Raw genomic sequence first — 11,790 nt, 5'->3', positions numbered from 1 at the left:
GGACACACGGTCAGGCGGTCGGCGGCAGGGCGGCGAGTCGGTCGGACAGCCAGTCGGCGGTGATGGGGAGCCAGTCGGGGAGGGCGTTGCCGAGCAGGTGGTTGCCGTGCGGGACGTGCAGCAGGTGGGCGTCGGGGCGGTCGGCGGTGAGGGCGGTGGCGTTGGTGACGCCCGGGATGCGGTCCCGGCCGCCCTCGACCAGGAGCAGGGGGCCGGGCAGGCGGGGGGCGAGGGCGGCGAGGTCGAGGGCGGCGGTGAAGGCGCGGGCGGCGGCGGGGCTGCCGCAGCGCCGGGACAGGGTGGCGGTGACGAACGGGACCAGGGCGTCCCGGTCGAGCCGGTAGGGGGCGCTGACCAGGGCGGCCGCCCGGATGCGGGGGTCGTGCGCGGCGGCGTCGGCGGCGAGGTGGCCGCCGAGGCTGAGCCCGACCACGGCGATCCGGTCGAGGTCGAGCGGGGCCGCGGCCAGGACGTCCGGGGCGGCGAGCGCGTCCAGGGCGCGGGCGACGGCGTGGCGGTGGTCGGGGCCGAGCCGGGTGGTGGCGGCGAGGACGCCCTGGCCCGGCCCGTCGACGGCGAGGACGGCGACGCCGCGCTCCAGCAGGGCGTCGGCGAGGGCGTGGAACTCCTCCTTCCCGGAGTCCATGCCGGGGACCACCAGGGCGACGGGAAAGCGCTTCCCGTCCCCACCGGCACCCGCTCCGACCGGGGCGGGCGTCCGCAGCCAACCGGCGAAGCCCTCGCCGGCGAGCCGTCGCGCACCGGGTTCGAGCAGGGCCAGCGAGTCGCCCATGGCGCGGTCGGCGGCCTGGGCGTCGGCGGCCGCGCGCTCGTGGTCGGGGTGCGGCAGCAGCGTGGCGAGGTGGAACCAGCGGGCCGCCGTCCGGTGGGCCCGCCCGGCGGTGCGGGTGTGCCCGCGTTCGGCGGCGCGCCGCGCCTCGTCCCGGTGCCGGACGGCCGCCGCCCGGCAGGCGGCGGGCCAGTCCAGCAGGGTGTCGAGCGGGGCGGTGACGCGGTCGTACTCGTACAGGTCGAGGCCGGCGGCGTGGGCGCGCGGCCGGGTCTCGGCGGCGAAACCGGCGGCCGAGCCCGGCGCGGCGAGGAAGGAGAGGTCGGTCATGGCGGCGCGGTCCTCCGATGCGGGGGGGGGCGGGGCGGGGGCAGGCGGCTGACGGTCCGCCAGCCCGTGCGATCATCATCAATATGTTGATGACTGTCAATCAGTTGATACGGGCGGGCCCGCCGGTACGATCGGCCCATGGGAATGCCCGCCGATGAACGCCTGGGCGTCGATCTGCACCGCGCCGACCAGGAACTGCTGGCCGCCAAGCGGGTCGCCGTCGAGCCCGCGGGGCTGACGGTGCCCCAGTACGCGGCGCTGCACGTGCTGGCGGCGAACGCCGGGATCAGCGGCGCGGCGCTGGCCCGGTCCTGCCAGGTGACGCCGCAGGCGATGGCGGTGCTGCTGCGGGGGCTGACCGACCGCGGGCTGGTCGAGCGGGCCCCGCACCCGTGGCACCGCAACGTGCTGGAGACCCGCCTCACCGACGCGGGCCGGGCCGCGCTCGAACTGGCCGACGCCCGCGCGGTCGCGGTCGAACGGGCGCTGCGCGCGGAGTTCACCGCCGCCGAGCGCGAGCAGCTGCGCGCCCTGCTGGGCCGCGCCACGGACGCCCTGCGCCGCGCCGCCGACGCCCTCGACTGATGACGGGCCGACCGGGCCGACCGGGCCGACCGCCACCGCCCCGGTGTGGCCAATGTCGCACGGCGGATCTCCGCAGCTCGTGGGGGGTACGCCGGTGGTCTGCGGGTAGGCTGCCGCTGCCCCGTCCCCGAGCCGTCTGGAGTGTGCGCGTGTCTGCGATCACGGTCGTGGGGGTGGGTGCGGACGGCTGGCCGGGGTTGTCGGCGGCCGCCCGGGAGGCGCTGGTCGGGGCGGGCGCGGTGCTGGGCGGGCCGCGCCAGTTGGCGTTGCTGCCCGCCGAGGTGACGGCGGAACGGGTGGCGTGGCCCTCGCCGCTGCGGGCCGCGGTGCCGGGGCTGGTGGAGCGTTTCGCGGGGCGCGGGCTGGCGGTGCTGGCCAGCGGCGACCCGATGCACTACGGGATCGGCCGGACGCTGCTGGAGTGCGGCGTGCCGGCGGAGCGGCTGCGGGTGCTGCCGCATCCGTCCTCGGTGTCGCTGGCGTGTGCCCGGCTGGGCTGGCCGGTGGAGGAGACCGAGGTGGTGACGCTGGTCGGCCGGGCCCCGGAGGCGCTGCACGCGGCGCTGTACCCGGGCCGCCGGGTGCTGGTGCTGAGCGCGGACGCGGCGACGCCCGCCCTGGTGGCGCGGCTGCTGACGGAGCGCGGTTACGGGCCGAGCCGGGTCCGGGTGCTGGAGCAGTTGGGCGGTCCGGCGGAGGCGGTCCGGGAGGGGGTCGCGCAGGACTGGTCGGCGTCGGCGGGTGATCCGTTGAACGTGCTGGCGGTGGAGTGCGCGGCCGTCGCGGACGCGCCCCGCCAGCAGCTGGTGCCCGGACTGCGGGACGAACTCTTCGAATCCGACGGACAGTTGACGAAGCGTCACATCCGGGCGGCGACGCTGGCGGCGCTCGGCCCGGCGCCGGGCGAGCTGCTCTGGGACGTCGGCGGCGGCTCCGGTTCGATCGGCGTCGAGTGGCTGCGGGCGCACCGCGGCTGCCGGGCCGTGAGCGTGGAGCGCGACCCGGTGCGGGCGGCGCGGATCGTCCGCAACGCGGCCGCGCTGGGGGTGCCCCGGCTGCGGGTGGTGGAGGGCGCGGCGCCGGGGGCGCTGGCGGGGCTGGAGCGTCCGGACGCGGTGTTCGTCGGCGGCGGTCTGACGGTGCCGGGGCTGCTGGAGGCGTGCTGGGCGGCGCTGGGCCCGGGCGGGCGGCTGGTGGCGAACACGGTGACGCTGGAGTCGGAGGCGCTGCTGACGCAGTGGTACCGGCGGTACGGCGGCGAGTTGGTGAAGCTGTCCGTCGCGCACGCGGTGCCGGTGGGCGGGTTCACGGGGTGGCGGCAGGCGATGCCGGTGACCCAGTGGAGCGTGGTGAAGGGCGCCGGCGGGTCCGGTGCCGTGGAGAGCGTGGACGTCCCTGCCGGAGGAGCGAAGTGACGGTCTATTTCATCGGTGCGGGCCCGGGTGCGGCCGACCTGATCACGGTGCGCGGGCAGCGCACCCTGGCCCGCTGCGGGGTGTGCCTGTACGCGGGGAGCCTGGTGCCGACCGAGCTGTTGGCGGACTGCCCGCCGGACGCCCGACTGGTGGACACCGCGAACCTGGACCTGGACCAGATCCTGGCGGAGATCGTCCGGGCGCACCGCGAGGGCCTGGACGTGGCGCGGCTGCACTCGGGCGACCCGTCGGTGTTCTCGGCGATGGCGGAGCAGATGCGCCGGCTGGACGCGGCGGACATCCCGTACGAGGTGGTGCCGGGGGTGCCGGCGTTCGCGGCGGCCGCGGCGGCGCTGAAGCGGGAGCTGACGGTGCCGACGGTCGGTCAGACGGTGATCCTGACCCGGGTGGCCCGGCAGGCGACGCCGATGCCGCCGGGCGAGGAGCTGGCGGTGCTCGGGAAGAGCGGCGCGCTGCTGGTGCTGCACCTGGCGGCGCGTTACGCGGACAGCGTGGTGGAGGAGTTGCTGCCGCACTACGGGCCGGACTGCCCGGCCGCGGTGGTGGCGATGGCCAGCCGCCCGGACGAGTTGGTGCTGCGCGGCACGCTCGGCGACATCGCGGTCCAGGTGAAGGCCGCGGGGGTGATCCGCACCGCCGTGATCATCGTGGGCCGGACCCTGGCCGCGACCGAGTTCCGCGACAGCCACCTGTACTCGACCGCCCGCAGCCGCTGACGCGGGTACCGCCGCCCCGGCCCCGGCCCGGCCTCGGTCTCGACCCCGGCCCCGGCTCAGTCCGCCGGGCCCAGGCCCAGGCCGTCCAGCAGGGTGCGCGCACCGTCGGTGAAGGCGCGCGCCGGGTCGGCGGCGGCCCGGTCGGCCAGGGCGGCGGCGAGCAGCGGGAAGGTCTCGGGGACGAGCGGGCCGGGGCCGTCGGCCGGGGCGGCCCGGTGCTCGACCTCCAGCGCCCCGATGGCGTACGACACCAGCGCGTGCAGCGCCGCCGCCCGGGCCGGGCCGTCCAGCCCGGCGGCGGCCAGTGCCTCCAACAGCCTTTCGCGCCACCGCAGTACGGGCAGGCAGCCGGCGTGGTGCCGGATCGCGAGCGGCAGCACGCCGGGGTGCGCGCCGACGGCCTCCCGCAGCAGCTCCAGCAGGGCGAGCAGCCGTCCCCTCGGCCCGGCCGGACCGGCGGTCGGCGGAGCGGCGGTCGGCGGAGCGGCGGTCGGCGGAGCGGCCCGGTCGAGGACGGCGCCGAGGGCGAGGTCGACGACCAGGCACTCCAGTTCCTCCCGGTCCTCGACGTAGCGGTACAACGCCATGGTGCGCCGGCCGAGTTCGTCGGCGGCGGTGCGCATGGACAGGGCGGGCAGGCCGTCGCGGTCGATCACGGCGAGCGCGGCGGCGGCGACCTGGCGGGTGGTCAGGGAGCGTGGACGGGGCACGGGTTGACAGCGTACGCCATACGCCTACAGTTTTGGCGTACGGCCTACACCTACGAGGAGCCACCGAGGAGCCACCGTGTCCCGACTCCGGACCGGCACCACCGCACCGCCCCTCCCCGCCACCGACGCCGCCGGCGCGCCCCTGCCGCCAGTGCCCGCGGACGGATGGACCCACCTGCAGTTCCGCCGCTTCGCGGGCTGCCCGATCTGCAACCTGCACCTGCGCGGATTCGCCGTCCGCCACCCGGAGTTGCGGGCGGCGGGGGTCCGGGAGGCCGCCGCCTTCCACTCGCCGGCCGCCGAACTGCGGCCGTACGCCGAGGGGTTGCCGTTCCCGCTGCTCGCCGACCCCGACCAGCGGCTCTACCGGGCGTACGGGGTCGAGCGCGGCGCGCGCGCCCTGCTCGACCCGCGGGTCTGGCCGTCGATCGCCCGCGGCCTGGCCCGCAGCGTGCCGCTGGTCCTGCGCGGACGCGAACGCCCGCCCGCCTCCCGGCCGTTGGGCGGACGGCTCGGGCTCCCCGCCGACTTCCTGCTCGCCTCCGACGGCCGGATCGCCGCCGCGCACTACGGCACGCACGCGGCCGACCACTGGAGCGTCGACCAGGTCCTCGCCCTGGTCGCCGAACAGCGGAACACCGAGCAGCGGAGCACCGGACACCCCGGCCCCGGGTCCGGCCCGGAGCCCGAGCCCGGTACCGGCCCCGCTGCGGTCAGCCGTGCGGTCAGCCGAGGGAGGCGGTGAACTCCTTCGCGCGGCGGGTGATCTCGGCCCAGTCGCCGGCGGCGACGGCCTGCGGGGGGACGACGTCGGTGCCGGCGCAGACGGCGAGGGCGCCGTGGTCGAGGAAGGCCCTGGCGTTGCCGGCGTTGACGCCGCCGGAGGCGACCAGCGGGACGCCGGGGTAGGGGCCGTGCAGGTCCTTGAAGTAGCCGGGGCCGAAGACCTTGGCCGGGAAGATCTTGACGGCGGCGGCGCCGAGGTCGACGGCGTCGGCGACCTCGCTGGGGGTGAGCGCGCCCATCACCACGGGGGTGCCGGCCGCGCGGGCGGCCTCGGCGACGGCGGGGCGCAGGCCGGGGGTGACCAGGAAGGTCGCCCCGGCGGCGATGCCCGCGCGGGCCTGTTCGGCGGTGAGGACGGTGCCGACGCCGACCCGGTGGCCGGCCTGCGCGGCGGCGGCCAGGTGGCGGGTCACCTCCGGTGTGGTGAAGGTGAGTTCGGTCCAGGCGATGCCGCCGGCGGCGAGGGCCTCGCAGAGTGCCGCCGCGTCGGGTATCTCCGGGGCCCGGACGACCGCGATCACCGGTCGGGCGGCCAACTGTGCCCGCAGCTCGGCGTTTTCGCTTCCCATTCCTGCCAACTTCCTTTGTCGGTGCGTGTGCTGTCTCAAAAGGCCCTGGTCCGGGCCCTGGTCCGAGTTCAGTCCCGGATTCAGTCCCGGGTTCGGCCCCGGGCCCGGACCAGGCGGTCGCGGGCGTCGCGGCGCAGCGCCCGCCCGCCGAGGTCGCCGGTGGGTTTGCCGTCCCGGAGTGCGGCGATGCCGTTGACCAGGACGTGTTCGATGCCTTCGGCGGGTTGCCGGGGGCGGTCGTAGGTCGCGGTGTCGCGGACGGTGTCGGGGTCGAACAGGACGAGGTCGGCGTGGTGGCCGGGGCGGATCAGGCCGCGCCGGTCGAGGCCGAGTCGGCGGGCGGGGCGTCCGGTCATCCGGGCGACGGCCTGTTCGAGGGTGAGGACGCCCAACTCGCGGCTGTAGTGGGCGAGGTAGCGCGGGAAGGTGCCCCAGGCCCGGGGGTGGGGGCGGGCGCCGACGAGCAGGCCGTCGCTGCCCGCGGTGTGCGCGGGGTGCCGCATGATGGCGCGGACGTTCTCCTCGTGGCCGACGTGCTGGAGGATGGTGGTGCCCAGCGCGTCGGCGCGCAGCAGTCCGAAGAAGATCTCGGTGCCGGTGCGGCCCTGTTCGGCGGCGAGTTCGGAGATCCGGCTGCCGACGACGCCGGAGAGGGCGCTGTTGCGGACGCCGGAGATCTGGATGGTGTCCCAGTCGGTGACGACGCCGTGGCAGCCGTCGCTGCCGTGTTCCTCGACGTCGGCGCGGACGCGTTCGCGGACGGCGGGGTCGGTGAGCCGGTCGAGGGTGGCTTCGGGACCGCCCTCGGTGGCCCAACTCGGCAGCAGTGCGGCGAGGGTGGTGGAGCCGGGCAGGTAGGGGTAGCTGTCGAGGGTGAGGTCGATGCCGTCGGCGAGGGCGGCGTCGACCAGGTCGAGGAAGGCACCGGCCCGGCCTTCGTTGACGCCGAAGTTCATGGTGGCGTGGGTGAGGTGGAGCGGGCAGCCGGAGCGCCGGGAGATCTCCACCATTTCGGCGTAGCCCTCCAACGCGCCCGCGCCGTAGGAGCGTTGGTGGGGGGCGTGGAAGCCGCCGTGCCGGGCGACGGTGCCGCACAGGGCGGTGAGTTCGTCGGTGTCGGCGTACATGCCGGGGGTGTAGGTGAGGCCGGTGGACATGCCGACCGCGCCGTCGTCCAGGGCCTGGGTCAACAGGGCCTGCATCCGGTCGAGTTCGGGGCCGGTGGGGCGGCGGTTGTGCCAGCCCATGGCGAGCATCCGGAGGTTGCCGTGCGGGACGAGGTAGCAGGCGTTGACGGCGGTGCCCTCGTCGAGGCGGTCGAGGTAGCCGCCGACGGTGCGCCAGTTCCAGTCGAAGCCCTCGGGGTCGCCGTTCCAGCCGGCGAGTTGGCGGCGCAGTGCGGCGAGGGTCGGGTCGTCGGCGGGGGCGTAGGAGAGGCCGTCCTGGCCGAGGACTTCGAGGGTGACGCCCTGGGTGATCCGGGACGGGTGGTCGGGTTCGACGAGCAGGCGCAGGTCGGAGTGGGCGTGCATGTCGATGAAGCCGGGGGCGAGCACCAGCCCGTCGACGTCGATGACCTGACGGGCCGTCAGGTTCCGGCCGATCTCCTCGATCCGGCCGTCGGTGACGGTGACGTCGGCGCGGTGGCGGTCGGCGCCGGTGCCGTCGACGACGGTGGCGGCGCGCAGCAGCAGGTCGGCCATCAGAAGTACGTCCGCACCAGGTCGACGACGCGGGGGTGTTCGGCGTCGGCGTGGTCGAGGACGGGGATCAGGGTCCACTTGTCGAAGGCGGTGCAGGGGTGGGACAGGCCGAGGCGGAGCACGGCGCCGACGGGGGCGGCGGTGCCGGCGCCGCGCAGGAAGGCGTGCTGGTCGTTGAGGGCGGTGACGGTGGCGCCGGTCAGGTCGCCGCCGCCGCGGACGCGTTGGGGTTCGGGCAGGCCCTCGTCGAACGGGAGGTCGCGCTTTCCGGCGTCCAGCAGGGAAAGTTGGGGTTCGGGGTGGGAGACGACCCGGGCCCAGCCGTGCATGGCGGAGCGCAGCGGGGTGGCGGCGGCGTCCCGGGCGAGCGGGGAGATGCCGCGGTAGAAGCCGTCGTCGTGGGCGAGGTAGGCGCCGGAGCGGACGACGACGACGGTGCCGGGGACCTGCTCGGCGAGCGGGGTCAGCTCCTGGGCGACGGTGTCGAAGTAGGCGCTGCCGCCGGCGGTGACGACGGGGGTGGCGGTGGGGTAGTCGGTGGCGAGGCGGCGGTGCAGGTCGGCGAGGTCGGCGAGGTAGCCGCGGACGGCGGCGAGGGCCGGGTCGGAGGCGTCGTGGGCGAGGGCGCCCTCGTAGCCGCCGACGCCGGCCAGGCGCAGGGTGGGGGCGGCCAGGACGGCGGCGGCGACCTCCAGGGCGGCGGCGACGCCGCGGGCGCCGGTGCGGCCGCCGGGGCCGCCGAGTTCGACCATGACCTCGACGGGGCGTTCGGCGCCGGCGGCGCGCAGCGCGGCGTCCATCTGCCGGACGCTGTCGGCGGAGTCGACCCAGGAGGTGAAGGCGAAGCCGGGGTCGCGGTCGAGTTCGGTGGCGATCCAGGCGAGTCCGGCGGGGTCGAGCAGGGTGTTGGCGAGCAGCAGGCGCTGGACGCCGAAGGCGCGGGCGACCCGGAGCTGGGGGAGGTTGGCGAGGGTGACGGCGTGGGCGCCGGCGGCGAGTTGGGCCTGCCAGAGGGCGGGGGCCATGGTGGTCTTGCCGTGCGGGGCGAGCCGGACGCCGGTCTCGGCGCACCAGGCGGCCATGGTGCGCAGGTTGTGGTCGAGGGCGGCGGCGTCGAGGGTGAGCAGCGGGGTGCCGAGCGCGTCGAGGCGGGGGCGGGTGGCGAGCCATTCGCGGACGGTCAGGCCGGCGGCATCGGCGGGGATCGCCTTGAAGCGGAAGTCGAGGCGTTCCCCGGCGAGGGCGGCGACCGCGACGGTGTCGATGCCGGGGCCGGGCGCGGGGTCGGCGAAGTACTGCCGCTGCCCCGGAGGTGCCTGCTCCGCCCGGTCGCCCGTACCTCCGATGCCGCCCGTCCCCCCGGCGGCGCCCGTCCCTCCGGTGCCGCCCGTCCTCCTGGTGCCGCCGGTTCCGCTCATCGCCGTGCCTCCGTTCCGACCCCGGCCCGCCCGCGAGCTGGGGAGTTGCAACATGCGCAACCTCTATTGCGCATGTTGGTGTTACGGTTCTAGCATTCACGCCGGACGGCGGTCAACGGACCGCGACGCGGCCCGTCCCCCTTCCCACCAGGCACGCAGCACCGGGGCTCACCGCCGAGGCCCGGTCGGCGCGGGCCGGGTCGGTGGGGCGGGGCGGTGGGCCCGAGCGCGAGGGAGCGGGATTGATGGCGGATCAGGACGGCGGGGCGGCCGCCGCCCGGGCGGTGTGCCTGGGCGAGTCGATGGCGGTGCTGCTCCCCGACCGGCCCGGCCCGTTCGAGGCGGTCGGCGCGTTCCGCCCCTCGGTGGGCGGCGCGGAGTCCAACGTGGCGGCGGCGCTGGCGGGCCTGGGCGTGCCGACGGCGTGGATCAGCCGGGTCGGCGCGGACGGCTTCGGCCGCCGCCTGACCGCCGACCTGGCCGCCGCGGGGGTGGACGTCTCGGCCGTCGCCGTCGACCCGCACCGCCCGACCGGCGTGTACCTGAAGGAGACCGGCGGCTCCGGCCTGCCGCACGACCTCGGGCCGGGCCGCTCCCGCCTGCACTACTACCGGGCCGGGTCGGCCGCCTCCGCGCTCGGCCCGGCGCTGCTGGACGACCCGGCGGCGGCGGCGCTGCTGGCCGCCGCGCCGCTGCTGCACCTGACGGGCATCACGCCCGCGCTCTCGGACGGCTGCCTGGCCCTGGTGCGCGCGCTGCTGGCCGAGCGCCGGCCGGGGCGGCTGCTCTCCTTCGACCTGAACTGGCGCCCGGCGCTGTGGCGGCACCGCGACGCCTCGGTGCTGCCGGAGCTGCTGAACGCGGCCGACGTGCTGCTGCTCGGCGCCGACGAGGCCGGGGACGCGTTCGGCACCGATGACCCGGCGGCGATCAGAAAGCGCTTTCCCGCTCCTTCCACGGTCGTCGTCAAGGACTCCGGGCACCTCGTCACCGCGCTCGACCGGCGGGGCGGTTCGGTCACCGAGCCGGCCCTGCGGGTCGAGGTGGTGGAGCCCACCGGGGCGGGCGACGCCTTCGCGGCCGGCTACCTGGCCGGCACCCTGCGCGGCCTGGACGTCCGCTCCCGGCTCCGGCTCGGCCACCTCGCGGCGGCGGGCGCGCTCACCGCCGCGGCCGACCGCGGCGCCCTGCCGGACGCCCGGACGGTGGCGGCGCTGCTGGCCGCCGACGAGCGCGACTGGGCAGCGACCACCGTCACCGCGACCGGCATCCACTCCCCCGCCCTCCCCGGCTCCCCTTCCCTCTCCTCCCCCTCCCCCGCCCTCCCCGGCTCCCCTTCCCTCTCCTCCCCCTCCCCCGCCCTCACCGGCCCCGGCACCCTCGGACCTTCGGGACACCCATGAGCCAGACCGTCACCCGCGCCCTGCGCCTGCTCGCCGAACTCGGCGAGGGCGAACGCTCCCTCGACCAGCTCGCCGACCTGATCGGCGTGCACAAGACCACCGTGCTGCGGCTGCTGCAGAGCCTGGAGGAGGAGCGCTTCGTCCACCGCGACGGCCAGTACCGCTACCACCTCGGCGCGGGCCTGTTCGCGCTCTCCAGCCTGGCCCTGGAGCAGCGCGGCATCCGGCGCACCGCCGCCCCGCACCTCGCCGAGCTGAACGCGGCGACCGGCCAGACCGTGCACCTGGCCGCGTACGAGGGCGGCGAGGTGGTCTACATCGACAAGTACGACTCCCGGCACCCGGTGCGGATGTACTCGCGGATCGGGCTGCGGGCGGCGCTGCACAACACGGCGGTCGCCAAGGTGCTGCTGGCCGACCTGCCGCCGGTCGAGCGGCGCCGGGTGGTCGACACGATCGAGTTCACGGTGCACACCCCGAACACCATCACCAGCCCGCACGCGCTGCTCGCCGAACTGGAGCAGGTCGCCGCGCAGGGCTGGGCGCAGGACCACGCCGAGCACGAGGCGTTCATCAACTGCGTGGCGGCGCCGATCCGGGACGCCTCCGGGCGGGTGGTCGCGGCCGCCTCGATCTCGGTGCCGGACGTGGTGCTGCGCTACGAGCAGGTCCTCGACCTGCTCCCCCCACTCCTCGCCTGCACCCGGGCGATCTCCGCCGACGCGGGCCTGCCCGCGCACCGTCCGCATTCCTGACGACCCGTCACCACCGCACTGGAGCACCGCACATGAGCGACAAGAGCGACCAGAACGCCAAGACCGCCAAGACCGAGATCCGCACCGACGGCGCCCCCGCCCCGGCCTGGATGTTCTCCCAGGGCGTCCGCAAGGGCCCGATCCTCCAGGTCTCCGGCCAGGGCCCGCAGGACCCGGCCACCGGCGAGTACCTGTACCACGGCGACGTCAAGGCCCAGACCCGCCGCACCCTGGAGAACGTCAAGGCCATCGTCGAGGCCGGCGGCGCCACCGTCGAGGACGTCGTGATGTTCCGCGTCTACCTCACCAAGCGCGCCGACTTCCCCCTGATGAACGAGGTCTACGCCCAGTTCATCGAGGAGAACATCCCGGCGGGCGGCGTCAAGCCCTGCCGCACCACCATCTTCGCCGAACTCCCCCAGGAGCCCATGCTGGTGGAGATCGACGCCCAGGCCGTCGTCACCGACTGACGACCCTGCCGCCCCGCAGTTCCGCCCTCAGCCCCCGGCCGCTCTCCCGGCCGGGGGCTGCCGCGTGTTCGGGGGACGCCCGACGGGGGGTCACGCGCTGTTCACCGGGTGTCCGCCGC

At 76.3% G+C, this 11,790-nt stretch carries 12 protein-coding genes; 7 read left to right on the top strand and 5 right to left on the bottom strand.

The features are described from left to right. Nucleotides 1-10: 10 nt before the first annotated feature. Nucleotides 11-1,120, bottom strand: a complete 1,110-nt coding sequence (locus tag ACIQBJ_RS08415) for an alpha/beta hydrolase family protein (RefSeq protein WP_400705641.1) — start codon at nt 1,118-1,120, stop codon at nt 11-13. A gap of 138 nt (nt 1,121-1,258) precedes the next feature. Here ACIQBJ_RS08415 and ACIQBJ_RS08410 point away from each other — a divergent pair, with 138 nt between their 5' ends. From ACIQBJ_RS08410 to cobM, 3 genes are all read left to right on the top strand, one after another. After that, a complete protein-coding gene (locus tag ACIQBJ_RS08410) occupies nt 1,259-1,705 on the top strand; it encodes a MarR family winged helix-turn-helix transcriptional regulator (protein ID WP_400705638.1) in 447 nt (148 codons plus the stop codon). 149 nt (nt 1,706-1,854) lie between these two features. Then, a complete protein-coding gene (cbiE, locus tag ACIQBJ_RS08405) occupies nt 1,855-3,120 on the top strand; it encodes a precorrin-6y C5,15-methyltransferase (decarboxylating) subunit CbiE (protein ID WP_400705635.1) in 1,266 nt (421 codons plus the stop codon). Further along, nucleotides 3,117-3,857: a precorrin-4 C(11)-methyltransferase gene (gene cobM / locus ACIQBJ_RS08400; protein WP_400705632.1), complete on the top strand. Its 741-nt coding sequence runs from the start codon at nt 3,117-3,119 to the stop codon at nt 3,855-3,857. Before cbiE ends, cobM begins: the two co-directional genes overlap by 4 nt. A 56-nt stretch (nt 3,858-3,913) precedes the next feature. Here cobM and ACIQBJ_RS08395 read toward each other — a convergent pair whose 3' ends face one another. Continuing rightward, nucleotides 3,914-4,567 carry a TetR/AcrR family transcriptional regulator gene (locus ACIQBJ_RS08395; protein ID WP_400705629.1) on the bottom strand — a complete coding sequence of 218 codons (654 nt, stop codon included), beginning with the start codon at nt 4,565-4,567 and terminating at the stop codon, nt 3,914-3,916. Between the two features lie 76 nt (nt 4,568-4,643). On the opposite strand from ACIQBJ_RS08395, the gene ACIQBJ_RS08390 reads away from it, so the two are divergent. Then, nucleotides 4,644-5,312 carry a peroxiredoxin-like family protein gene (locus tag ACIQBJ_RS08390; RefSeq protein ID WP_400705626.1) on the top strand — a complete coding sequence of 223 codons (669 nt, stop codon included), beginning with the start codon at nt 4,644-4,646 and terminating at the stop codon, nt 5,310-5,312. Here ACIQBJ_RS08390 and ACIQBJ_RS08385 read toward each other — a convergent pair. The 3 genes from ACIQBJ_RS08385 to ACIQBJ_RS08375 form a co-directional block, all read right to left on the bottom strand. Then, nucleotides 5,293-5,922: a bifunctional 4-hydroxy-2-oxoglutarate aldolase/2-dehydro-3-deoxy-phosphogluconate aldolase gene (locus tag ACIQBJ_RS08385; RefSeq protein ID WP_400705623.1), complete on the bottom strand. Its 630-nt coding sequence runs from the start codon at nt 5,920-5,922 to the stop codon at nt 5,293-5,295. The genes ACIQBJ_RS08390 and ACIQBJ_RS08385 overlap by 20 nt on opposite strands. 80 nt (nt 5,923-6,002) lie before the next feature. Continuing rightward, nucleotides 6,003-7,625, bottom strand: a complete 1,623-nt coding sequence (locus tag ACIQBJ_RS08380) for an amidohydrolase family protein (protein ID WP_400705620.1) — start codon at nt 7,623-7,625, stop codon at nt 6,003-6,005. Beyond that, a complete protein-coding gene (locus tag ACIQBJ_RS08375) occupies nt 7,625-9,043 on the bottom strand; it encodes an alanine racemase (protein ID WP_400705617.1) in 1,419 nt (472 codons plus the stop codon). Before ACIQBJ_RS08375 ends, ACIQBJ_RS08380 begins: the two co-directional genes overlap by 1 nt. Nucleotides 9,044-9,288: 245 nt before the next feature. Between ACIQBJ_RS08375 and ACIQBJ_RS08370 the strand changes: the two genes are divergently transcribed. The 3 genes from ACIQBJ_RS08370 to ACIQBJ_RS08360 are packed head-to-tail and all read left to right on the top strand — an operon-like array spanning nt 9,289 to nt 11,671. Further along, nucleotides 9,289-10,446: a sugar kinase gene (locus ACIQBJ_RS08370; RefSeq protein WP_400705614.1), complete on the top strand. Its 1,158-nt coding sequence runs from the start codon at nt 9,289-9,291 to the stop codon at nt 10,444-10,446. Continuing rightward, complete coding sequence (locus ACIQBJ_RS08365) at nt 10,443-11,201, top strand: IclR family transcriptional regulator (protein WP_400705611.1); 759 nt, start codon at nt 10,443-10,445, stop codon at nt 11,199-11,201. Before ACIQBJ_RS08370 ends, ACIQBJ_RS08365 begins: the two co-directional genes overlap by 4 nt. A gap of 32 nt (nt 11,202-11,233) precedes the next feature. Further along, the gene (locus tag ACIQBJ_RS08360; RefSeq protein WP_400705608.1) at nt 11,234-11,671 is read left to right on the top strand and encodes a RidA family protein; all 438 of its coding nucleotides are present in this window, start codon (nt 11,234-11,236) and stop codon (nt 11,669-11,671) included. Nucleotides 11,672-11,790: the final 119 nt, after the last annotated feature.

The organism is Kitasatospora sp. NPDC088391, from assembly GCF_044753345.1.
Classification (GTDB): domain Bacteria; phylum Actinomycetota; class Actinomycetes; order Streptomycetales; family Streptomycetaceae; genus Kitasatospora.
The sequence above is the reverse complement of the archived record's forward strand: the minus strand, read 5'-3'. Positions and strand labels throughout refer to the sequence as shown.